Source organism: Marinospirillum perlucidum (genome assembly GCF_003336805.1).
In the GTDB taxonomy this organism is placed as follows: Bacteria; Pseudomonadota; Gammaproteobacteria; order Pseudomonadales; family Halomonadaceae; genus Marinospirillum; species Marinospirillum perlucidum.
Genome location: NZ_QFWJ01000002.1, coordinates 316,603 through 336,681, shown reverse-complemented (window position 1 = coordinate 336,681; position 20,079 = coordinate 316,603). Strand labels below are relative to the sequence as shown.

The 20,079-nt window shown below is 55.6% G+C and carries 16 protein-coding genes; 6 read left to right on the top strand and 10 right to left on the bottom strand.

Annotated elements, in window-relative coordinates; translation table 11 throughout:
• Positions 1–58: 58 nt before the first annotated feature.
• The 3 genes from DFK18_RS04035 (at position 59) to DFK18_RS04025 (ending at position 4,712) form a co-directional block, all read left to right on the top strand.
• Entirely contained in the window at positions 59–2,218 is a 2,160-nt protein-coding gene (locus DFK18_RS04035) for a helix-turn-helix transcriptional regulator (protein WP_114416930.1), read from the top strand.
• A 258-nt stretch (positions 2,219–2,476) separates the two neighbouring features.
• Entirely contained in the window at positions 2,477–4,393 is a 1,917-nt protein-coding gene (locus tag DFK18_RS04030; protein WP_114416929.1) for a beta-ketoacyl synthase, read from the top strand.
• Positions 4,394–4,457: 64 nt separating this feature from the next.
• Positions 4,458–4,712 carry a cell division protein ZapB gene (locus tag DFK18_RS04025; RefSeq protein WP_114416928.1) on the top strand — a complete coding sequence of 85 codons (255 nt, stop codon included), beginning with the start codon at positions 4,458–4,460 and terminating at the stop codon, positions 4,710–4,712.
• Between the two features lie 7 nt (positions 4,713–4,719).
• Here DFK18_RS04025 and rimI read toward each other — a convergent pair whose 3' ends face one another.
• From rimI to DFK18_RS04005, 4 genes are all read right to left on the bottom strand, one after another.
• A complete protein-coding gene (rimI, locus tag DFK18_RS04020) occupies positions 4,720–5,166 on the bottom strand; it encodes a ribosomal protein S18-alanine N-acetyltransferase (RefSeq protein ID WP_114416927.1) in 447 nt (148 codons plus the stop codon).
• A 5-nt stretch (positions 5,167–5,171) separates the two neighbouring features.
• Entirely contained in the window at positions 5,172–5,924 is a 753-nt protein-coding gene (locus DFK18_RS04015) for a hypothetical protein (protein WP_114416926.1), read from the bottom strand.
• Positions 5,925–5,982: 58 nt separating this feature from the next.
• Entirely contained in the window at positions 5,983–7,530 is a 1,548-nt protein-coding gene (locus DFK18_RS04010; RefSeq protein WP_114416925.1) for a 2-isopropylmalate synthase, read from the bottom strand.
• A 373-nt stretch (positions 7,531–7,903) separates the two neighbouring features.
• A complete protein-coding gene (locus DFK18_RS04005) occupies positions 7,904–8,842 on the bottom strand; it encodes a LysR family transcriptional regulator (protein ID WP_245944324.1) in 939 nt (312 codons plus the stop codon).
• A gap of 83 nt (positions 8,843–8,925) precedes the next feature.
• On the opposite strand from DFK18_RS04005, the gene DFK18_RS04000 reads away from it, so the two are divergent.
• Positions 8,926–9,492 (top strand): cytochrome b, encoded by a 567-nt coding sequence (locus tag DFK18_RS04000; protein WP_114416924.1) that lies wholly within the window; start codon positions 8,926–8,928, stop codon positions 9,490–9,492.
• Positions 9,493–9,494: 2 nt separating this feature from the next.
• Positions 9,495–10,073 carry a YceI family protein gene (locus DFK18_RS03995; protein WP_114416923.1) on the top strand — a complete coding sequence of 193 codons (579 nt, stop codon included), beginning with the start codon at positions 9,495–9,497 and terminating at the stop codon, positions 10,071–10,073.
• 52 nt (positions 10,074–10,125) lie between these two features.
• Here DFK18_RS03995 and DFK18_RS03990 read toward each other — a convergent pair whose 3' ends face one another.
• Both DFK18_RS03990 and DFK18_RS03985 read right to left on the bottom strand, forming a co-directional pair.
• Positions 10,126–10,764 carry a metallophosphatase domain-containing protein gene (locus tag DFK18_RS03990; protein WP_114416922.1) on the bottom strand — a complete coding sequence of 213 codons (639 nt, stop codon included), beginning with the start codon at positions 10,762–10,764 and terminating at the stop codon, positions 10,126–10,128.
• A gap of 21 nt (positions 10,765–10,785) precedes the next feature.
• Positions 10,786–12,651, bottom strand: a complete 1,866-nt coding sequence (locus tag DFK18_RS03985) for a methyl-accepting chemotaxis protein (protein WP_114416921.1) — start codon at positions 12,649–12,651, stop codon at positions 10,786–10,788.
• A gap of 376 nt (positions 12,652–13,027) precedes the next feature.
• Between DFK18_RS03985 and rapA the strand changes: the two genes are divergently transcribed.
• A complete protein-coding gene (gene rapA / locus DFK18_RS03980) occupies positions 13,028–15,967 on the top strand; it encodes an RNA polymerase-associated protein RapA (protein ID WP_114416920.1) in 2,940 nt (979 codons plus the stop codon).
• A gap of 67 nt (positions 15,968–16,034) precedes the next feature.
• On the opposite strand, the gene DFK18_RS14810 is transcribed toward rapA, so the two are convergent.
• From DFK18_RS14810 to DFK18_RS03960, 4 genes are read right to left on the bottom strand one after another with little or no spacing between them, the layout of a single operon-like run.
• Complete coding sequence (locus DFK18_RS14810) at positions 16,035–17,399, bottom strand: ATP-binding cassette domain-containing protein (RefSeq protein WP_114416919.1); 1,365 nt, start codon at positions 17,397–17,399, stop codon at positions 16,035–16,037.
• Positions 17,400–17,416: 17 nt separating this feature from the next.
• The gene (locus DFK18_RS03970; RefSeq protein ID WP_114416918.1) at positions 17,417–18,175 is read right to left on the bottom strand and encodes an ABC transporter ATP-binding protein; all 759 of its coding nucleotides are present in this window, start codon (positions 18,173–18,175) and stop codon (positions 17,417–17,419) included.
• The gene (locus DFK18_RS03965) at positions 18,172–19,179 is read right to left on the bottom strand and encodes a branched-chain amino acid ABC transporter permease (RefSeq protein ID WP_114416917.1); all 1,008 of its coding nucleotides are present in this window, start codon (positions 19,177–19,179) and stop codon (positions 18,172–18,174) included. The genes DFK18_RS03970 and DFK18_RS03965 overlap by 4 nt, the downstream gene beginning before the upstream one ends.
• Positions 19,179–20,054 carry a branched-chain amino acid ABC transporter permease gene (locus DFK18_RS03960; protein WP_114416916.1) on the bottom strand — a complete coding sequence of 292 codons (876 nt, stop codon included), beginning with the start codon at positions 20,052–20,054 and terminating at the stop codon, positions 19,179–19,181. Before DFK18_RS03960 ends, DFK18_RS03965 begins: the two co-directional genes overlap by 1 nt.
• Positions 20,055–20,079 lie beyond the last annotated feature (25 nt).

Sequence of the window (20,079 nt, the reverse complement as noted above, 5' to 3'; positions counted from 1 at the left end):
TGCTTAGTTAATCCGGCTCGCTTAACTTAAAGAGTTGATTAACAAGGAAGGGCATCCCATGCAGCTAGCCGATCAGCAGGCTGCCCGAAAGGGCGGCCTGCTTCTGTCTAAACTACAACCTCCTCCTCTACCCAGAGATCTGCTGGAGCGCCCCCGGCTGGCTGCACTGCTAAAACCGGCTTCTGCGGCCAGCATCACCCTGCTCACAACCGCCCCCGGTTATGGCAAAACCCTTGCCCTTCACAGCTTTTTGAACCAGGAGCAGGCAAGCTTTACCTGGCTGGATCTGAATGCTGACATCCACAAACCATCCAGCTTTCATGGCCATCTATTAGCCAGCCTCATACAGCTAACAGAGGCTCCAGCCATCAACGAAATTCCAGCGCTGCTTGAGGACAAACTAAGTCATGGAGATCGACAGGATCTTCTCACCCAACTGCTGAACCGGCTTCAGGATCTTAAACAACCGGCCTATCTGGTGATCGACAACTGTCACTGGTTGCAAGAAGGTGAGACCCTGCACCTCCTGCAGTCAGTGATCGACAACCAGCCACCTCTTTTGCATCTGTTCCTGGCGGGGCACCAGGCCCCGTCTCTGGTCTGGTCACCACTCAAACTCGATGACCGCTTAACCCGGATATCAGCCCAGGAGCTGGCTTTAACACCGGAAGAGACCCTGCAACTCAACCGCCAATTAAACCGGCACTCTAGCTGGGCGGAAGTGGCTGATCTCTACCAGTTAACTCTGGGATGGCCAGCCGCCATCAAGTTGTCATCCCGGGACCGTATGCAGTGGGTTCAGGAAGTCCTTCGTCCGGCTCAGCCCGCTGATCTTGAAAAAGCTCCAACGCAATCAACCTATCAGGAACTAGGCTGGCAAACGCCGGAAGGTATCCACCCCCTACTGCAGCTCAGAGAAACAGCACTGGATCTAGCCCCCGCCCTGCCGAGTGTCTTTTTGTCCCTGGCAGAAATCCCCTGCCATAAAGACACGCTTAAGCCCTTGCTGACGGCTTTTTCCCTGGCTGCAGACAAGGGGAATCTGGAGCAAATTCAACACCTGAGACAGCTCAGTTGGCTGCAATGTCAACTGGGACAACCCAGGGCGGCCAGAGGCTATAACCGTGAAGCCTGGTCACTAGCCCCCCAACAGCCTGCCAGCAGCCTTCAGTTGGATCTGCAAATGGATCGCGTGCTTATCGAAATTTTCAAAGGACACCTGCAACTGGCCCGGCAACTGCTGCAGTCACTCGACCAGGAAACCCTGCTTCCCGACCAAACCATCAAGGGGTTTCTTTTGCAGGCTGAAATTGATCGACTCCAGGGGCAAAATACCCGCAGCCAACAACAGCTTCAGGCCTGCCTGCTAGCCAGCGGCCACAAACGGCCAGAGATTTTCCTGCAAGCTTTACTACTACTGACAGACCTGAAAATCCGCCAGGGTGAAATCGAGGAAGCTTTCGCCCTGGCCGATGAAAGCGAACAGTTTCTGCTCACTCTCTCGGGTGAGACTTCCCTCTGGCAGATTGCACTAACTCGTCTCAAGGCCCGGCTCTGGCTACAACAGGGCAAAAAGGATCTGGCCCTGACCTGGTTAACCCAGCTCAGCCGACAAAGCGGCTATAAAAGTCTGATTCCATCCGAGCTTTACCTGCACCTGGAGCATTTGCGCGTACTCCTGGCCAACAAAAAGGCCGATACCGCCCTGCGGCTGCTGGACCAGCTAACCTCCCGTAGTCACGACTATCCGGGTGCTCCGGAAAATCTGGCACTGCGTCTTCACAAGGTGGTCGTGCTTCAGGCCAGCCGCCAGATGACACCTGCCCGGGAAGAGCTGCGCCAGGCTCTCCTGTTGGCGGAACCGGAAAAGCTACTAGGCGTGTTTCAACCCCTGCAAAACGAACTTCAGCCGCTGCTGGAAGACCTTTGCGAACACTGGGCACCTGGGTCGCATCTGCACCGTTTTACCCGCGAGATCCTGGGTTCCACCTCTCCTTCGCCCCTGCCAAGCCGCTCCCTGGTAGCTCCTTCACTCTCAGCCAGAGAACAGGAAGTGCTCCTGCTGGTCGCCGAGGGGCTTTCCAATCAGGCCATAGCCGAACAGCTATTCATTTCCCTGCATACAGTTAAGAGCCACTTGAAGCAGCTGATGAAAAAACTCCAGGTCAAATCGCGAACCCAGGCGGTTACCAGGGCCAGGGAGTTACTCCTGGTCTAGGAAACCCCTGATTAACTATTCTGCTTGTTTATCCGGTGTTGAAATTAGCCTCGAAATGCTCATTTACTCCTTGTAAACTCCGCTTTCTCGTTCAATTTCGCCTTGTCTAAACTACGCTCATCACGTTAAGCAGGGGCTCCCTTGTCAACATCTTCCCGGCATAGCCCCTACGACCCGAGCAGTGTTAAGATACGCGCAACGTTTAATATTACTTAGGCTGGGCATTCGAGTCCCTGCCAGAGGTCAGAGGATAAGCTTTTGTCACACCTTCCAGTAATTATTGGTATGGGCGGTGTCGGCCCTGCAGGGCGCACTTCCGGTCACCATGCTTTTCGTCGTCTATTATTTGATCAGCTACCCGCCAGCCAACAGCAAGAAACCCTTTTGTCTCTGGCCAGCCTGACCGGTCTGGCTCATCAGGTAGCCGATAACCAGTGGCGAACCCCAGAAGGCCAGCTTTCTACAGAAGCTCTGGTGGCCCGCTACCAGCAACAACTGCTGGATTCCACGCTGATTCGCCGTATCCATCCCGACTGGTTTGATGTGCATGCTCATCCGGCCAGCCGCAATCTCGACATGACACCTGGCGATGATCCCATTCGCTTTCGTTTGCGCCGCCGTCAGCTGCCTGAACAATTGCCCACCGGCTGGCAACTGACCGAGCTGCCCGGCAATGAAGTTGAAGTCACGGTGACCCAACCTTTTTCGGCCACCCTCTCCACCTCGCGTGACGCCCTGGTGCAGGCTGCCGGGATGCTACCGACCGGCTTCAAGCCCGGTGCCCACTACCGCAGTGCCAACCATCCACGTGCACTTCAGATGGCTGTTTTTGGTGCTTCTGACCTCTTGGGTCAAAGCGGTCTTCCCTGGAAAGAACTGGCCGGACGCGTACGCCCGGATCAAATTGGTGTTTTTGCCAGCAACTCCATCGGTCAACTGGATCAGGAAGGCTGGGGCGGCCTGCTACAGAACCCGGTCACCGGCAAGCGCACCACGTCCAAGCAGATGCCGCTGGGCTATGCCCAGATGACTGCCGATTTCATCAATGCCTATGTTCTGGGTAATATCGGCCAGTCCAGTGGCCTGTTGGGGGCCTGTGCCACCTTCCTGTACAACCTTCAGGCAGCCACCAATGCCATCCGCTCAGGCCGCCTGCGTGTAGCCGTAGTGGGGACTTCCGATGCACCCGTGACCCCGGAAATCATCGAAGGCTTCCGCTCCATGGGTGCTCTGGCCGATGATGCCAGCCTCAAGGCACTGGATAATCTGGAACAACTGACTGATAAAGACTACCGCAGGGCTTGTCGTCCCTTTGGCCACAACTGTGGTTTTACCATTGCGGAATCCGGCCAGTTCACTCTGCTGGTGGATGACAGCCTGGCGATGGAAACCGGTGCGCAGATTCTTGGCAGTGTGCCCGAAGTTTTTGCCAATGCCGATGGTTTCAAACGCTCTATCTCGGCACCGGGCATCGGTAACTACCTGACACTGGCCAAGGCCGCCGCCCTGGGACGCAGCCTTCTGGGTGAAAAAGCCCTGCAGGAGCGCAGCTATGTGCACGCCCACGGTACCAGCACGCCAAAAAACCGGGTCACCGAATCTCACGTACTCAATGAAGTCGCCAAGGCCATGGGGATCTCCCACTGGCCGGTTGCCGCCATCAAGGCTTTTGTCGGCCATTCCCAGGGTACCGCCGGTGGCGACCAGTTCATGGCAGCCCTGGGTAGCTGGTCGGAAGGCTGGCTGCCTGGCATCACCACAGTGGAAGGTGGCTTTGCCGAGGATCTGCATGCCTCACATCTGCAGCTATCCAACCAACACCTGTCCCTGAACGAGCGCCCTATGGATATGGCCCTGATCAATGCCAAGGGCTTTGGCGGCAACAATGCCAGTGCCCTGATGCTGTCTCCGGAAGTGACCCTTAACTTCCTGGAAAAGCGTCATGGCAAGGCTGCTATTCAAGCGCATTCACGCCAACTGGAAACCACCCTGGAAAGAAGCGAGCAGCATGAAAAGGCTTCGCAATCCGGTCACTTCAAACTAACCTATCAGTTTGGGGAAGAGGTTCTGGAAGGCGAAGACCTGACTCTCAGTAACAAGCAACTGCAAATCCCGGGTTACCCCCAGGCAGTTGATCTAGATCTGAGCAATCCTTTTGGCGACAGTTTTCACTAAAAGCTGCTGCCAGGAACCCAAGAAAGGCTTAAAATATCATTATTACTTGCACTAGGAGCAATTTATGAGCCTGGATCTGTTGAATCAGTTAGAAGAGAAGGTAGAAACCACTGTTGCAGCTCTGGATCAGCTACGACAGGAGGTCGATGAACTCAAGCAGGAAAATGCCAGCTTGAAAGAAGAAAAACAGGCTTGGGAAAGTAAGCTGGGTAACCTGCTGAACAAATTCTCGGCCCTGGAAGCGGGTAGCCCTCAGGCAGAAGAAGAGGAAAGCCCCGAGCGCAACCCCGACGAACCCCAGATCCCCAACTGGTCCTGATCCCGGTTTATAGCTTCAACGACATCAGGATCGCATCCTCTTTGCCAGTCGGGCTTGCCTGACTGGCATAATAGTTTTTACGCACCCCATCCTGCTGAAAACCTTGCTGTTCATACAAGCGAATGGCAGGCCGGTTACTGGCTCTGACCTCCAGTAGCAGGCGTTCTGCAGTTTCTTCTTGTGCTCTTTGCCTGGCTTTATCCACCAGCTGCTGGGCAAACCCCTGGCGACGCCGGGCCTCAGCCACCAGCACATAGAGAATTTCTGCTTCCCGGTAACCCCAACCCAGAACCAGCACACCGGCCAATTGCCCTTCATCAGTCACCAATCCCCAGACCTCGTCGGTTTGTAGACTGGCTTGCCAGAGTTTTTCCGACCAGGCATGGGGGTCTTCTTCGGCCAGGGGTTGCAGCAGTGGCCAGTCTTTGGAGGAGAGTTGTTGCAGACAAGGCATGGGTTTTACAAAAGAACCGGACTACTGGCAAAGCGGGCTCTGAGTCCCATTTGTCCGGCCAGGTCCCAGAGCTGTTTTTTACTCTCGGGCCGTGCCAGTAACTGCTCGAGTGAGGGCAAAGCATAGACTTCGGCCAGGGCAGGGGCCCTTTCGGTCTGCAGCAAAGTCTCCAGTCTCTCGCCCAGGGCCAGAATACCGACGGGTTGCGGCTGGAATTGGGGGCCACTCAAAAAGGCTCGCAGGCTGGCATTGAGCTCCTCCTCATCACCCCGGTCCAGAGGGATACCCGGCAGTGGCCAGTGAAAACTCTGTTGGGAAATGATTCCCAGGCCTCCGGGATAGAGGGCTGCCAGTAGATTCTGTACCAGCTGCAGGCTGCTCTGCTCCAAAGGCGCTGTTTTTTCCATCACCAGTTGCCAGCCATTGGCCAGTAACCAGACATCAGCCATCAAAGGCGGAATCTGCCCCTCTGTTTTGACAGGCTTCTCGGAAGGCGTTGCTGCTACCGGGGGCTCGGGAACTTCAGGCTGCTGCTCGGCCGGTGTTGCAACCCGAGCTGGTGCCGGGGGATTCGCAGCAGGCGCAGTAGTTGTGTCCAGTTCGGCTCTAAGCTGTTCACGGGCACTGACACGCACGGGCTCCGGCCAGTCACACTGAGGGCTGGGTGCAGCAAACGGCAGGCGATGACGAGGAACCCAAAGATTGATCCCCATGGCCTTGAGAGTTGCATAGCGTTGCTGCGCAGCCAGTTGCCGCATAGAGTCAGTCCTTCATGAACAGGCAGTCCGGCCACAGCTGACTGTGGCCGGCAAGGGGTTAAACCCCTTCCTGTTGGGGGTGGGTACGTTCAGTCTTGTTGGTCAGAGCATTCAAGGCATTGACGTAAGCCTTGGCCGAAGCGATGACGATATCGGTATCAGCCCCCAGGCCGTTAACGATTCGACCACCGCGAGCCAGACGCACGGTCACTTCACCCTGGGAATCAGTACCGGAAGTAATTGCATTGACCGAATACAGCTCCAGGGTGGCATGGCTTTCAACGATGCTTTCAATCGCTTTGTAGACGGCATCCACCGGACCGGAACCGGCGGATTCAGCCTTGAATTCCTTGCCTTCAACATTCAGAACCAGATGTGCCACAGGCGTCTCACCCGTCTTGGACTGCACTTCCACGGCAACCAGCTGCACATATTCCGCGGCTGCTGCAGCGCGGGTGTCTGTCACCAGCGCCTGCAAGTCTTCGTCATAGATTTCGTGTTTCTTGTCGGCCAGTTGCTTGAACAGCTGGAAGGCCGTGTTCACTTCCTGCTCGGTGCCAAAGTTGATACCCAGCTCCTGCAAGCGGGTACGGAAGGCATTGCGACCGGAATGCTTGCCCAGAACGATGGAGTTGGTGTGCCAGCCGACATCCTGGGCCTTCATGATTTCGTAAGTTTCGCGGTGCTTCAGGACCCCGTCCTGGTGGATGCCGGATTCGTGAGCAAAAGCATTTTTACCCACGATGGCTTTATTGGGCTGAACCGGGAAGCCGGTCACCGTGGAAACCAGGCGCGAGGTGGGCACGATAAACTGGGGATCGATGCCTGTATGCACATCAAAAGCATCCGCACGGGTGCGGACCGCCATGACGATTTCTTCCAGAGAGGCATTGCCAGCCCGCTCGCCCAGACCATTGATCGTACATTCGATCTGGCGGGCACCGGCCTGAACGGCGGCCAGGGAGTTAGCTACAGCCAGGCCCAGGTCATTATGGCAGTGAACCGAGAAGATAGCCTTGTCACTGTTAGGCACCCGTTCGATCAACTGGCGAATCTGTTCGGCATACAGCTCGGGGATGGCATAGCCGACGGTATCGGGAATATTGATCGTGGTTGCGCCCGCATCGATGGCCGCTTCCACAATCCGGCACAAGAAGTCCAGATCGGAACGACCGGCATCTTCACAGGAAAATTCCACGTCATCAATCAGGTTGCGAGCCTGGCGTACCGCCTTAACGGCTTGCTCAACGACTTCATCCGGCTGCATCTGCAGTTTGTACTGCATGTGGATGGGGCTGGTGGCAATAAAGGTGTGAATACGCCCCAGAGCTGCGGGTTTCAGAGCTTCACCGGCGCGTTCGATGTCAGCTGGCATAGCCCGGGACAGCGAACAAACGCGGGATTCCTGTACGGCTTCAGCCACGGCCTTAACGGCTTCAAAATCGCCTTGGCTGGCAATGGCAAAACCGGCTTCGATCACGTCGACGCGCATTTTTTCCAGCATCTTGGCGATACGTACTTTTTCTTCCTTGGTCATGGAAGCGCCGGGGCTCTGTTCGCCATCACGCAAGGTGGTATCAAAAATGACCAATTGATCTTTATTCATTGTCTTTTCTCCTCGGTGCACTGCCGTCAGGCACTACACAGATAACTTGGGTGTCTTTTTTTAAACTTGTTTGATGCTTTGTTTTGCGTTTGCCAGAGCAAACTGCAGGGTCAGGACGACCGAACGGTGTTCAGGCTGCTTATAGCAGCTGACTAAGGAGTAGGGCTGGAAGGAGGAGAAGAAGAGCAGCAGTAACCAATGTGGGGGCGGCCTGGGTCGCAGCTACGACCTGAGGTTGACAGTCTTGGGAACGTCTACTGGGTATCGCGTATTTCATTTTTCCAGCCATTAGAACATGAGTTGATTTAAGTCACCCCTTGACTATAACCAGAGCAGGAGCATTTGCCAAGGGGACTTAAGTGTTCCTGTCCTCTCAGCCGTCACCGGGAGGCGGCAGTGTTTTTAAAGCTTCATTCAGTTGTTCACGGATCCAGATCATTCGCGGGTCCAGATGATAGCGACTGTGCCAGTAGAGGTAAAAGCTGACCGGTGGTTGTTCCAGTTCGGCAGGCAGAGGGCGCAGACTCAGGCGCCGCTCACTGGCAAGACGCTCGGCCAGTCGCTGTGGCAGGGTGAAAATCAGATCCGTATCTTCACAAAAATCGGCCACCGACATAAAACTGGATAACCGAAGCATGACCCTACGACTCAACCCCTGTTCCTGCAAGACCGCATCCATGCTGCCCGGCCCCTTACCGGTGATGGACACCAAACCATGGGGAGCGGCTGCAAATTCTTCTGCGGTCATCGGTTTTTTAGCCAGCGCGTGGTTTTCCGACATTACACAGCGTAAAGGCATCTGGTCGATCATGCGCCGGTGCAGGCTGTGCTCCACGCGCGAAGGCTGAAGCCCACTGAAGCTGAAGTGAACCTCATCCCGATCCAGCATGGAAAAGGAATCCAGCTCCTGGCGCACTGTTTCCAGACGCATATGTGGTGCCTTGCGACGTAGCTGCTTGACCAGTTTGGGAAAGTAAATGGCCAGTTCCAAATCCAGGCCGGTCAGGCGAATCAGGGAGGTATCCGTGGCCGGGTCAAAACTGCGCGGTTGAACCAGCTCCTGCATCTGCTCAAGCAGCTCTTTCAGGCGCGGCTGCAACTCCTTGGCCCGACTACTGAGATCATAGCCTCCGGCAGTTTTAACCAACAGTGGATCATCCAGACCGGCCCTGAGACGGGCCAGAGCACGACTCACCGCAGGCTGGCTGCGCCCCAGGGATTCTGCTGCTCGGGATACATGGCGGGTTTCCAGAAGTGCATCCAGAACCGGCAGCAGATTAAGATCCAAACCCGATAAATCCATATCATGCATAGCGATTATCCTCTTTATGCATTAGACGTATAGAGCTTAAGCGCGCACAATCTCGATAACAAGTTAAAGGGAGCTTCTTCTCCATGAGAGTCACAACCCGTTTGAAAAACTCCAGCGAGCAGTTTGGCTGGATTAGCATCGGCTTCCACTGGCTGGTTGCTTTGGGCGCCCTGGGACTCTTCCCCCTGGGCGTTTATATGGTGGATTTGGGCTACTATGATCCGGGCTACCAATGGTACCCCGACATCCATCGGAGTCTGGGCATCCTCCTCGCCGGTTTGTTATTCCTGCGTCTAATCTGGAAGCTGATCAATCCCAGTCCACGGCTGCTGGTTCATTCCACCTGGGAAAAGGCGGCGGCCAAGGGCGGCCATCTACTGCTCTACCTGTTTCTTTTTACGGTGCTGATTTCCGGCTATCTACTCTCCACAGCTGATGGCCGGGGCATCCAGGTCTTTAATTGGTTTACCCTGCCAGCCCTTCCCGGCCTTGCTGGCCGCAACGAAGAGCTGGCTGGCTGGGTCCACTGGTATGCCGCCCTGACCCTGATCATTTTTGCCGGGCTGCATGCTCTGGCCGCACTAAAACACCACTTTGTTGATCGTAACCCCACGCTCAAGCGTATGCTGGGCATCAAAACGGAGAAATAACCATGAATGTAAAAACAGGTCTGAAAACGCTTGCCCTGACGTCTGCTCTGGCCGCGACACCGCTGATGGCAGCCGACTATGTTATTGATACCCAGGGTGCTCATGCTTTTGTTCAATTCAAGATCAGCCACCTGGGCTATAGCTATGTCCTGGGTCGCTTCAATGATTTTGAAGGCAACTTCACCTGGGACAAGAATAACCCCGAAGCCTCCAGCATCGAGGTGAACATCGACCCGGCATCCGTTGATACCAACCACGCCGAGCGTGACCAGCACATCCGCTCCGATGATTTTCTCGATGTCAGCAACTATGCCCAGGCCAGCTTTGTCAGCACCGGCTACGAAGTCACAGGTGAAGGCGAAGGCGTGATGACTGGTGATCTGACCCTGATGGGAGAAACCCGCAGCATCGAAATCGATGTGGAAAAAGTCGGTGAAGGTGAAGACCCCTGGGGTGGCTACCGTGTTGGTTTCACCGGCACGACTGAAATCCACCTGCCAGACTATGGCATCAACTTCAATCTGGGGCCTGCAGCTGAAACGGTAGAGATGGAACTGGTAGTTGAAGGCGTTCGTCAGTAATCGCTGACAGGCAATTGCTACCAACCTGGTGCTCGCAAGGGCACCAGGTTTTTTAAGTCCAGTCAAAGCATAAGGGCGGATTCAAACCTGCATCACTCCAGCGACAGCTGCTGGCATTGATACTGGTGTAGGGCCTTAGACTGGTGGGCTGATAGATGCCATGACCTTCGTGGATATGCCCAAATAGATGCAGCTTCAGCTGCTCCAGTTGTTTCAGGCGTTTAGTCAGTGCCTCGCAACCGGCACGAACCCCAGTAAAAGTCAGGTCGCCCAGCCCCTGAGCCGGGCCATGGGTAATCAGTAACTGAGTAGCTTCAGGAATTTTGCGCCAGCACTCAGCCAGCGCACTGCCACGTGGAAGCATAAAGGCATAATCAAAGAAACGTGGCGTCCAGGGACTGCCATAAATCTGAATGCCTTCCAGTGTCAGAGCCTTGTCCTTGAGATAATGGGCCCAGCCGGCAAAGAGACGCTGGCCTGCTTCCGGATCGCTTTCCATCAAAAGATCGTGATTTCCTGCAACCACCACCTTGTGTGCATGAGGTTGGGCACGAAACCAGTCGGCAAATTCCTCCAGTTCCTCCCAGCTGTGGCCAGAGCTAAAATCCCCGGCATGAATCAGCAGGTCGCCACCGGGCACCTGGATATCCCGGTGGCGGCCATGGGTGTCACTTAACATGACCAAACGCATTCCCTGCTCTCCTTAAAACCTCTAGATTTTGAATTTACCGGTCAGCTCGCTGAGATTGACTACGCGATCACGCAGATCCTGGCTACGCTGGCGGGAAGCTTCTGCCTGTTCCGACAGTTCATCCGAAACCAGTCTTATTTTCTCGGTGTTGCCGCTGATTTCCGTGGTTACCGCATTCTGCTCCTCCACGGCACTGGCAATCTGGGAGGCCATATCGCTGATGCGGGTATTGGCCTGGTCAATGGACTGCAAACGTTCAGTGGCCTGCTCACTGCCCTCGACGCTGGTCTGAGCCTGTGACTGACAGCGCTTCATTTTACCCACAGCCTCTTCGGTGGAAGCCTGAAGGCCATCAATCATGGAACGAATTTCTTCGGTCGCGGCCTGGGTACGCTGCGACAGGGCGCGCACTTCATCGGCCACCACGGCAAAACCACGACCATGATCGCCAGCCCGGGCTGCTTCAATCGCCGCATTCAGGGCCAGCAGATTGGTTTGCTCGGCAATACCCTGGATGGTGACCAGTATATCGGTTATCTCCTGAACCCGCTCATCGACCTGACTCAAGCTGTGCATGCCCTGACTGAGCTGTTCCGCCAGCTCAACGGTCGCACCACGATTGGAGTCCACCAACTCCAATCCATCCCGAGTCGAGGCGGCTGCTGTCTGGGCCTCACCTGCTGTATTTTCTGCATTACCAGCAATTTCACTGGTGGCCTGGGCCATTTGATGGGCGGCACTGGCTAGCTGGGTGATTTCCATCTGCTGATTGGCCAGCTCATCCAGATTGGCCTGGGCCTGCTTCTGGCTTATTTCGGCATCCTGGTCCAGTTGCCGGGTCAGGGCTACCACCTGGGTCACCATCTTCTGCAGTCTTTCAACAAAGCGGTTGAAAGAAGCACTCATGCGTCCGAACTCATCCTCGTTGTCGGCTTCAAGGCGCTGGGTTAAATCGGCTTCCCCTTCGGAAATTCTTTCCAGAGCCGTGGCCAGACGCTGCAAGGGACCTAGTTGCCAGCGTATCAACCAGAAGAGCAGCAGGCAGCTGACTGCAGTAATCAGAATGGAAAAAAGCGCTACCTGCCAGGCCAGAGCCCCCAAGCCTGCTTCAGCTTCTCTGGCATCCACCAACAGCAGGAAAGTCCAGCCAGCATCAGCCAGGTGGATACTGGAGGCAAACCATTTTTTACCCTCGTAGGTCACCGGAACCAACTCGCCCTGGTCGGGCAGGGCTTCCAACTGCAACGCCTCGAGAGCATTCTTGTTCAGCTGCTCGGTATCCGGGTGAGCCAAGAGTTGCTGGTCTTCATTCAGCATCCAGGTTTGCGAGGTCCAGCGCAGGGAATTGCCCAACAACTCGGAAACCAGATCACCAATACTCAAATCGGCAGCCAGGATATGACCACCATTAGTCGCCAACGGCAGAGCCATAGACATGACCAGCTCACCACTGCCCGCATCAACATAGGGCGGGGTAATAATCAATTCACCAGCCTCTCGGGCATCCTGATACCAGGGGCGGGTACGTGCATCAAAACCCGGCGGCAGGTCCACGGCCGGGCGGGATTGCACCATGGCCCCGCTGGTGGTGCCAACATAGACCAATTGAAACCCGCCTGCCTTGCGCACCAGTGTCAGCGCATCTTCCCAACCTGCACGATTGCTTTGTAGCTCTTCAGCCGTTGCCGTCAACAGGGAGGAGTGGGCTTCAAGCCATTTATCGGCCAGGTTTTTGGTGGATCTCAGGCTTTTATGGACTTCGCTGGCTGCTGCCTGAGTCACTTCCTGCTGAAGGAGATTACCGGCCAAGAGCCCCAAGAGTATCAGGGCAACAAACAGGAGGGTGGCAACAGACACCAGAAGTTTATTCTGAAAATTCATTTTCATGATTCATTCCTGTCAGATGAAAGTGCTCTTTCTTGCTGGCGGTGACGACCGCAAACCGGAGCACGGACGGGAGCTGACTGAAAATAAAAGTCCATTCAAACTTTCAGGGCAACCTCTAAACAAATAGGCCAAAATTGCATAAAAAACAATTTTCACAGGCAAGTGACCCGGTAAACAAGAGGTTAACCGGAATTTATGACACTTGATTGAACCTGAGCAAATGCCAGCCCTAGACCGGCATTAACCTCTTATTAATCAGTAAACAGCCCTGCCCTCGAGAAGATGCGCTCTTTCCTCTTGGGTCGCCCTCTGCAATCCGCTAAGATACCGCCCCTTTCTTTTTGCTCTTCTGTTTATTCCACCAAGAGGTTTTTTGATGTCCGCCACTTCCGCAGCCCTTTCCTATATTCCCGGACAACGCTGGATCAGCGATGCTGAAATCGACCTGGGGCTGGGCACGGTTTTACAAAACGATCGCCGGAGTATCACCCTGCTTTTTCCCAGCAAGGGAGAAACCCGGGTTTACTCCACCTCGACCGCCCCCCTAACGCGAGTCATCTTTAGCGAAGGCGATACCCTGACCCACCAGGATGGCTGGACTCTCAAAGTCGAAGACAGCAAGGAAGTGGATGGCCTGCTGGTTTATCTGGGTGAAACAGAAGAAGGTGATTTTGTAGAGATGCCGGAAACCCAGCTGGATCCGAAAATCCGCTTTCAAGGCCCGCGCGAACGTCTTCTCACCGGTCAGATTGACCGCAACAATGAATACACTCTGCGCGCCCTCAGCCGTCAGGCACAAACCCGCCTGGCAGCCGACCCTCTTAAGGGCTTGAGAGGCCCTCGTGTCGGCCTGGTTCCTCATCAGCTTTACATCGCCCATGAAGTCGGCAAGCGCCTGGCACCTCGGGTACTCCTGGCCGATGAAGTGGGTCTGGGTAAAACCATTGAAGCCGGGATGATCCTTCACCAGCAGCTGATCACCGGTCGGGCACAAAGAGCCCTGATCCTGGTGCCCGCCAGCCTTTGCCACCAGTGGCTGGTAGAATTGCTGCGCCGTTTTGGTTTGCCGGTCACCCTGCTTAACCAGGAAGGCTTTGCCGCCAATGAAGAGGCCTTTTCTCAGTCCCAGCTAGTCCTGGCCAGCCTTGACTTGCTGGTGGAAGACGATGCCGCCTTTACTCAGGCGCTGGAAGAAAACTGGGATCTGTTGATCGTTGATGAAGCCCATCACCTGGGCTGGTCACCGACTCAAGCCAGCCCCGAATATCTGCGAATCCAGCAATTAGCCGAGCGAATTCCGGGTCTACTGCTGCTCACCGCCACCCCGGAACAATCCGGTGAAAGCGGTTTCTTTGCCCAACTGCAACTGCTCGACCCTGCCCGCTATCCCAGTCTGGAAGCCTTCCAGCAGGAAGAAGAAGGCTATCGCAGCTGCGCCCAGGCCATTGCTCGCCTGGAAAATCGCGAACCCCTGGATGCCGAGGAACGTCAGGCACTGCAGGAACGCCTGAACAAGGACAGTCTGGCTCTGCTGGAGCTGCTGGAAAATCCCGAAATCAGTGAAGACCAGGAACAAACAGCCCGTCAGCAACTGATTGACCAACTGCTGGATCGCTATGGCACCGGACGGGTACTCTTCCGTAACCGCCGTGCCAGCATTCCCGGCTTCCCCGAACGCCACCTGCATACACCGGGTCTGGATTGCCCGGCCGAATACCTGGATTTACTGGAAAGCTACAGCCAGCCCCATCGCCAGATGATGCTGGGAGCCCTCCTGGAGACTCCCTGGCCTTTTGTTACCCTCTACCCGGAACGCCTTTATACCCTGGGTGCCCAGGAAGCTGGCCGCTGGTGGGAATTTGACCCACGGGTCGACTGGCTGATCGACAAGCTGGAAGACTTGGCGGACGAAAAAGTCCTGCTGATCTGTGCCCATGCCGAAACGGCCCTGGAACTGAGCGAAGGGCTGCGCCAGCGGGCCGGAATTCTGGCTGCTGTTTTCCATGAGGACATGGATCTGTTCGATCGCGACCGGGCAGCCGCCTGGTTTGCCGAGGAAGAAGAGGGTGCACCCCTGCTGATCTGTTCGGAAATCGGCAGTGAAGGCCGCAACTTCCAGTTTGCCCACCACCTGGTGCTCTTTGACCTGCCTCGCCATCCTGACCTGTTGGAACAGCGTATCGGACGTCTGGATCGTATTGGCCAGACTCACAGTCTGGAACTCTATGCGCCCTATCTGGAGGCCACACCTCAGGCTGACTGGCTGGCCTTTTGTGATCAGGGGCTGGATCAGTTTTCTGCCCCTCGCCCTGTAGGGGCCAGCATTTTTACCGACTTCAAGGAAGACCTTCTGGGACTTCTGGAAGGCCAGGTCGCTGCCGATGAACTCTTGCCCCGTATCCAGGAGGCTCGCACAGCCGCGGAAATCGAACTGGAGGCAGGACGCCACCGGCTACTGGAACTGGCCTCCCACCGCCCGGAAGTCAGCCAGGAGCTGGTCACTGAACTGGAAGCAGCCGACGAAGACAAGCAGTTGCGTGAATTCCTGGAGATGGCGCTGGACGTCTACCGCATCCGCAATGAAGATCTGGATGCCGATACCTGGTTCCTGAAACCGGGCAAGGAATCGGATACGGCTATCTTTAATGATGTCCACTTCGATATGGAAGAAGGCAATTCGGCGACCTTCAGCCGCGACAAGGCCATGGCCCGCGATGATCTGCATTTCCTGACCTGGGAGCACCCACTGACTCGCAACAGCCTGGAAGCAGCCACCTCCACGGTTAAAGGCAACACCTGTGTCGCCCTGCTGAAAAATCCGGCGCTACCCGCTGGCACCCTGCTGGTAGAGATCTTTTTCTGCCTCGATCTGGCCGACCAGCAGAACCCTCTGGCGACTCGCTACCTGCCGCCTCAAAGTCTGCGTCTTCTGCTTGATGGCGAGGGCAACAACCTGGCTCCCAAGGTCGGTTTCAAGGGTTTGTCCAAGCAACTGGTCAAGATGAAAAAGGGACTGGCCAGGGATGTGATCAAACTGCGCCAGGAACAGCTACGTGGCCTGCTGGATCGATCCGAAGACCTGGCTGCAGCCGAACTGCCCTCCATGATTGAAAAGGGTCAGGAACTGATGCGTGCCCAACTGGACCCTGAAATCACTCGTCTGCAGGCATTGGCCGAAGCCAACCCTGCAGTGAGAAACGAGGAAATTGAAAGCCTGCAGAAACTGCGCGACAACCTGGATCAACTACTGAGTCAGGCCAGTCTGAAAATGGATGCCGTGCGGGTGGTTATCGCTGCAGGCAAGGAAGAGCATTAATTATTTCCTTTAAACTCGGACTATCCAGCCTGTAGCAAGACGCTTAACAGGCTGGATATCCGGGTGACTACATCCCCAGGTAGGCTTCCTGCACCTTCTCGTTGCTTAGCAGCTCCTTGCCAGTGCCTTCCACAACCACCTTGCCGGTTTCCAGCACATAGCCACGGTCGGCCAGGGCCAAAGCCTGGGAGGCATTCTGCTCGACCAGGAAGATGGTCATGCCTTCTTTCTTCAAATCCTTGATGGTATTGAAGATTTCTTCCACGATCAGGGGTGCCAGCCCCATACTGGGCTCATCCAGCAAGAGCAGCTTGGGACGGGCCATCAGGGCACGACCCATCGCCAGCATCTGCTGCTGCCCCCCGGAGAGTTCACCCGCCAGGTTGTGACGCTTTTGCCGCAGAATCGGGAACTTGGCGTAGATTTTTTCCAGGTCCTCGTCCACTTCCGGTGAGCGACTTCGCGTATAGGCGCCCAGCAGCAGGTTGTCGTGGACACTCATATCCTTGAAAACCTGGCGGCCTTCGGGAACCTGTACAATCCCCTCGGCAACGCGCCTGTCTGCGGCCACCCGATTCAGATCCCGGCCCTGATAGGTCATCTGCCCCCGGTTCAGTGGTTGCAGGCCGGAGATGGTCATCAAGAGGGTGGATTTACCTGCCCCGTTCGCACCAACCAGGGAAACAATTTCACCAGATTTGATGCTGATATCCACCTCGTGCAGCACTTCAATCTGGCCATAGGAGGTCACCGCCCCCTTGATCGCCAGCATTTCCTCCTGGTCGTGATAAGCGGTCACGCGGGGGGAATGCACGATACCCAGACCACCCAGGTGCTCGGGAGTCATGCTGATGATCTGGTGACGCAGCTCGCGAAATTCCTCTCTGACCCTCTCACCGAACAGTGGGTCCTGGGTCTGATCCCGGGCTTCGATAATGGCCACCCAGTCCTCTTCGCTCAGACTTTCACGAGCACGGGGAATGACCACCCCTTCTTCTTTTTTGATGTGCTTGCGCAGCGCCTGGGTAAAACGACTCAGGGAGTGGCTGAAGTCTTCACGTCCCTGGGGCCAGTTGCTCATGCAGTCATGCAGCAGATCGCGCAATTCCTGCAGGCGTTCGTGGCCGACCAGGTAGCCCTTTTCCAGCTTGTCGAGCAAATCGGCAGTATCCGGAGCCTTGTCTCTCAGGCACTGATAAAGCTTGATCTCCTTGGGCTGGCTATGAACCCTTTTGGAAAAGTGCTCGATATAGTCAAAAATGGTACCAAACAGCAGCTCATCCGGCTGGGTGGCATTGATGTTCATGTCCTGCTGCAGCTGGTCCAGCAGATCAATGATACGCCAGAGTCCCTGATGTTCCTGAACGATGGTGCGTATCACCTGATCTCTGCGCGACCGGGCTGAAGCTGACTGGTGTTCTGCATTGTTCATAAAAGCTGCCTCCGCACTCAGCCGCCCAGATAGGCAGCAATAACATCGGGATTGTTACGGATTTCTTCCGGTGTGCCCTCGGCCAGCTTGCGGCCATAGTTGATCACCAGAATATGATCGGAAATACCCATGACCATCTTCATGTCATGTTCCACCAGAACCACGGTCGTCCCCTGGGCGGCGATCTTTTTGATCAGCTCTTCCAGCTCGGCGGATTCCACCGCATTCAAACCGGCAGCCGGTTCGTCCAGCAGCACCACCTTGGGGTTGGCGGCCAGAGCCCGGGCGATTTCCAGGCGCTTGAGAGCGCCATAGGACATGGCGCTGGCCTGGGTTTCCAGATAATCGCCACAGCCGACAAATTTCATCAGCTCCACGGCATGATCGCGGCAGTCTTCTTCGTCCTTGAGCAATGAAGGCAGACGCAGCAGAGTCGTCAGCAGGTTGCTTTTCAACTGCAGGTGGCGGCCCAGCATAACGTTTTCCAGCGCCGTCATATTCATGCAGATCTGCATCTGCTGGAAGGTACGACACATCCCCAGCTCCGCTAGCTGGTTGGGAGCCAGGCCGACTACACTCTTGCCTTCCAACTGGATTTCACCCGCCGTCGGGGTATAGAGACCGGTAATCAGGTTAAAAAGAGTCGTCTTGCCTGCCCCGTTGGGGCCGATGACCGAATAGATTTGTCCGGCCTCAACAGAAAAACTCAGGCCTTCAATGGCATGGACACCCCCAAAAGCCTTGTCCAGACCGCGGACATCAATCAGCGCGCTCATGCCTTGTCCTCCGCTTGCTTATGCATTTTTTCACCCAGCCAGCGGCTTAGCGTCGGCAGCAGCCCCTTGGGCATGAAGATCATGGTCAGCATGAGAATCAAACCGAACATCATCATTTCATAATCATGGAAATCGGCCAGCAGCTGGGGAAGCAGAGTCAGGATCACCGCACCCAGAATTACGCCCAGGGTTGACCCCATACCACCCAGAACCACCATGGTGACGAAGATGATGGACTCCATAAAACCGGCGGAATCGGGCGTTATAAACCCCTGGAAGTGGGCATAGAAACTACCCATAAGACTGGCGTAGACCGCAGAAATCACAAACACCAGATTCTTGAATTTGGCCGTATCCACACCCACGACACTGGCAGCCACCTCGGAACCATGCACCGAACGCAGGGCACGACCGATGGGCGAATCGATCAGATTTTGTGCCAACCAGACACCCAGGATCAGCAGCACCCCCATCAGCCAGTACCAGGCCAGAGAACCACTGATTTCCATCCCCAGGAAGGAGTAAACACTGAAAGTGCTCAATTCCCAGCCAAACAAACTCAAGGAAGGGACAGGCATACCATCAGGCCCACCGGTCAACCAGCCTTCGTTATTAATGGTGATGGCGATGATGAAGCCCATGGCCAGGGTCGCCATCGACAGGTAATAGCCTTTCAATTTCAGGATGGGTCGACCCACAACATATGCAAGCAGGCCAACCAAGGCAGCACCCACAAGCAAGGTGGGAACCGGTGACCAGCCATAGGTGCCTGTCATCACGGCACTGAAGTAGGCCCCCAGGCCAAAGAAACCGGCGTGGCCCAGACTGATTTGCCCGGCAAAACCCACCAGCAGATTCAAGCCCACTACCGTGGTGGCAAAAATGGCAATCTGGGTCGCCATGTCATAGTGAAAGGGATTGCTGAAAAATGCGGGCAGAATAAAGACGATGACCGTCAGCAACAGCAAGCCGCTCAGGCGATTTTTGATTAAAGAATTCAGCATCACACACGCTCCACAACACGTGCACCCATCAAGCCACGGGGCATAAAGAAGAGCACCAGAATGATCATGCCGAAGGCCACGGCATCCTTGTAATCCGAAGAGATATAGCCTGCGGTCATGGCCTCGACCACACCCAGCAGAAGCCCACCGACGATGGCTCCCATGCCACTGCCAAGACCGCCCAGAGAGGCAGCAACAAAGCCTTTGAGGCCGAGCATGATGCCGATGTCATAAGCGGTAAAGGTTATCGGGGCTACGATGATCCCGGCAATCGAACCCAGAATGGCGGAAAGAAGAAACGCCAGCAGCAATACACTTTGTGTCTTGATACCCACCAGACGGGCCGCGCCCTTGTTCATGGAAGTGGCCAGAATGGCCTTGCCGGTCATGGTCCGGGTGAAGAAAAGTACCAGAGCCACTACGAGAACAGCCCCTACACCCAGAACCCAGAAGCTCTGGGTACTGACGACAGCACCACCAATAGTCACCGGCTCACTGCCACTGAAATTGGGCATGGAATGATAGGCACGCCCCCAGACCAACTGGGCGATACCACGAATAAAGATAGAAGCCCCGATGGTAATAATGATCAGCGTCACCGGGTCAGCCTGCTTGGCGGGGGCAATAGCCAGGCGCTGCAGTGCCACCCCCAGAACAGCAGCCAGAAGAATTGCCGCAATGATGGCGACCGGCATAGGAAAACCCATTCCCATCAAGGATACAGTGGCCATGCCACCCACCATCAGGAACTCACCCTGAGCAAAATTAATGACATGGCTGGCGTTGTAAATCAGGGTAAAACCCAAGGCAATCAGTGCGTAGGTCGCACCAATGGTGATACCTGTAAACAGGTACTGTAGAAATTCTGAAAACATGGTCATGGTCCCGTCAGGCAAAGGC

What these genes read in the sequence shown, in the direction of transcription:
- DFK18_RS04035 (WP_114416930.1), top strand. Translation starts at nt 59, where the DNA reads ATGCAGCTAGCCGATCAGCAGGCTGCCCGAAAGGGCGGCCTGCTTCTG.
- DFK18_RS04025 (WP_114416928.1), top strand. Translation starts at nt 4,458, where the DNA reads ATGAGCCTGGATCTGTTGAATCAGTTAGAAGAGAAGGTAGAAACCACT.
- rimI (WP_114416927.1), bottom strand. Translation starts at nt 5,166, where the DNA reads ATGCCTTGTCTGCAACAACTCTCCTCCAAAGACTGGCCACTGCTGCAA.
- DFK18_RS04015 (WP_114416926.1), bottom strand. Translation starts at nt 5,924, where the DNA reads ATGCGGCAACTGGCTGCGCAGCAACGCTATGCAACTCTCAAGGCCATG.
- DFK18_RS04010 (WP_114416925.1), bottom strand. Translation starts at nt 7,530, where the DNA reads ATGAATAAAGATCAATTGGTCATTTTTGATACCACCTTGCGTGATGGC.
- DFK18_RS04005 (WP_245944324.1), bottom strand. Translation starts at nt 8,842, where the DNA reads ATGCATGATATGGATTTATCGGGTTTGGATCTTAATCTGCTGCCGGTT.
- DFK18_RS04000 (WP_114416924.1), top strand. Translation starts at nt 8,926, where the DNA reads ATGAGAGTCACAACCCGTTTGAAAAACTCCAGCGAGCAGTTTGGCTGG.
- DFK18_RS03995 (WP_114416923.1), top strand. Translation starts at nt 9,495, where the DNA reads ATGAATGTAAAAACAGGTCTGAAAACGCTTGCCCTGACGTCTGCTCTG.
- DFK18_RS03990 (WP_114416922.1), bottom strand. Translation starts at nt 10,764, where the DNA reads ATGCGTTTGGTCATGTTAAGTGACACCCATGGCCGCCACCGGGATATC.
- DFK18_RS03985 (WP_114416921.1), bottom strand. Translation starts at nt 12,651, where the DNA reads ATGAAAATGAATTTTCAGAATAAACTTCTGGTGTCTGTTGCCACCCTC.
- rapA (WP_114416920.1), top strand. Translation starts at nt 13,028, where the DNA reads ATGTCCGCCACTTCCGCAGCCCTTTCCTATATTCCCGGACAACGCTGG.
- DFK18_RS14810 (WP_114416919.1), bottom strand. Translation starts at nt 17,399, where the DNA reads ATGAACAATGCAGAACACCAGTCAGCTTCAGCCCGGTCGCGCAGAGAT.
- DFK18_RS03970 (WP_114416918.1), bottom strand. Translation starts at nt 18,175, where the DNA reads ATGAGCGCGCTGATTGATGTCCGCGGTCTGGACAAGGCTTTTGGGGGT.
- DFK18_RS03965 (WP_114416917.1), bottom strand. Translation starts at nt 19,179, where the DNA reads ATGCTGAATTCTTTAATCAAAAATCGCCTGAGCGGCTTGCTGTTGCTG.
- DFK18_RS03960 (WP_114416916.1), bottom strand. Translation starts at nt 20,054, where the DNA reads ATGTTTTCAGAATTTCTACAGTACCTGTTTACAGGTATCACCATTGGT.